Annotated in this window: 2 protein-coding genes and 2 pseudogenes; 3 read left to right on the top strand and 1 reads right to left on the bottom strand. The window is 45.4% G+C overall.

Annotated features, from left to right (window positions below; translation table 11 throughout):
• Positions 1-266: pseudogene (locus R7035_RS25120) on the top strand (ABC transporter ATP-binding protein); the annotation flags it as partial.
• A 129-nt stretch (positions 267-395) separates the two neighbouring features.
• Entirely contained in the window at positions 396-821 is a 426-nt protein-coding gene (locus R7035_RS25115) for a phosphate-starvation-inducible PsiE family protein (RefSeq protein ID WP_318146316.1), read from the top strand.
• A 54-nt stretch (positions 822-875) separates the two neighbouring features.
• Here R7035_RS25115 and R7035_RS25110 read toward each other — a convergent pair whose 3' ends face one another.
• Complete coding sequence (locus R7035_RS25110; RefSeq protein ID WP_015296114.1) at positions 876-1,742, bottom strand: YicC/YloC family endoribonuclease; 867 nt, start codon at positions 1,740-1,742, stop codon at positions 876-878.
• A gap of 214 nt (positions 1,743-1,956) precedes the next feature.
• Between R7035_RS25110 and rph the strand changes: the two are divergent.
• Positions 1,957-2,078 (top strand): annotated as a pseudogene (gene rph, locus R7035_RS25105) (ribonuclease PH); the annotation flags it as partial.

The following is a 2,078-nucleotide window of genomic DNA, read 5'->3' as shown; positions in this document are numbered from 1 at the left end:
AAATTCTCAACTTGTTGCTGCAACTTCAACAAGAAATGAACCTTGCCATCATCTTCATCTCTCACGATTTGTCGGTGGTTAAGCATGTCTCCGATAAAGTTGCGGTGATGTACTTTGGTAAAGTGGTGGAAGCGGGGAATGCGAAAGAAATTTACGCGAACCCACAAAACGATTACACCAAGAAACTGCTCTCCGCGATTCCGATTACCCACCCTAAATATCGCAAGAAAAAGCGTGTGGCAGAAAAAAAGCAGCAAGTGGCGTAAGCCGTGCCACCATCGCATTTAAGAAAACACGCTCCGTTAAATAAACGGGGCGTTTTTCTTATGTATCCTTTTTTATCTTGCATGCTAAACTCAAAGCTTATCTCTTTGGTTTTGCTTGGATAATTGGCTATGCCATCAAATTTACCTAAATCGTTCAGTCGCCCATTTTTGAAGATGTTCCACATCTTAGAAGCGGTTCTGTTGGTCGCTATTACCTTGGCAACTATTTATGCCATGGCTCAAGAGGTCATTCACGTCTTTGTTGAGAAGCGAGTGCTGTTGACGGACATCTTATTGATGTTCATCTATCTTGAGGGTTTAGCGATGGTGCAGCAGTTTGTGATGAACGGTAAGATCCCCGTTCGCTATCCTATCTATATCGCGATGATGGCCATTGCTCGCTACATCACCTTAGGTATGAAAGAGTTGGATGCCACTTTGGTGGTTTGGCTTTCTATAGCGGCGTTTATCTTGGCGGCAGCGACCTTGGTGATTCGCGTTGGACACCACTATTGGCCGTATGTTGACAACCGAACCTTGGAAAAAGACGAATAAAATAAAGCCCCGCATTAAGCGGGGCTTTCAATATGTAATCTAAATGTTTTTAGATTATTCGATGTTTTGGATCTGTTCGCGCATTTGTTCGATCAGAACTTTCAGTTCAACACCCGACGCAGTGATGTCGGTGCTGATCGATTTAGAAGCGAGCGTGTTTGACTCACGGTTGAATTCTTGCATCATGAAATCCAGACGACGACCGACTGCGCCACCTTTTTTCAGGATGTTGGTCGTTTCTTTCACGTGAGAATCCAAACGATCTAGCTCTTCTGCAACGTCTGACTTTTGCGCTAGCAAGATAAGCTCTTGTTCTACACGAGAAGCATCCAGTTCAATTTTCGCATCTTCAAATTTTGAGAATAGACGCTCACGTTGCCATTCTAGGATTTCAGGCATGCGAGCACGAACTTTCACCACTTCTGCGGTAATCGCGTCTAGGCGTTGTTCGATCAGCGCTTTCATGTTGTCGCCTTCACGGCCACGCGCTTCAATAAATTCACTAATTGCTTCATCAAATGCAGCAAGCAGCTCTTTGTTGACCTCATCCATGTTTTGCTCAGGAGTTTCCATCACACCAGGCCATTGCATGACTTGGAATGGGTTGATGCGGCTTAGCTCACCAGTCATGTGCATAACTTGTTCAGCAGCTTTAATCACTTGGGTTGCCAACGCTTCATTGATGCTAAGTTCGGCTTTTGCTGCAGGGTTCGCTTCGAAACGAAGGCTACATTCCACTTTTCCTCGCGCTAGGCGTTTACGAAAACGCTCGCGTAGAACTGGTTCTAAAGCTCGGAATTGTTCTGGCATGCGGAAATAGGTTTCTAGGTAACGCTGGTTTACACTGCGGATTTCCCATACCGCTGAGCCCCAGTCGCCTTTTACTTCTTTGCGCGCATACGCAGTCATACTGTAAATCATCGAATTTTCCTGTCTTCATTTTTTGAAAATTACCTAGAGAGTGTATCACGGAGCGGCAAGAGGTGCGCGGGCTGTCTTACATCAGTGTCTCGCAAATATGCTCCCAGGAAATGTTTAGAGGGAGTGAAGCTGTGACCTAGGAATCCGAAATCGATTCCGCTATAATCTTCGCCCAACCAAATCGTCTTCTCCTCATTATTTAAGGTAGATGCCCATGCGTCCAAACGATCGCAAGGCGGACCAAGTTCGCCCAATCAAAATTACTCGTAACTACACGGCTTACGCTGAAGGTTCAGTGTTAGTTGAGTTCGGTAACACCAAAGTGTTGTGTAATGC

The organism is Vibrio sp. 1731 (genome assembly GCF_033339955.1).
Taxonomy (GTDB): Bacteria; Pseudomonadota; Gammaproteobacteria; order Enterobacterales; family Vibrionaceae; genus Vibrio; species Vibrio alginolyticus.
This window is presented reverse-complemented; position numbering and strand designations above follow the sequence as displayed.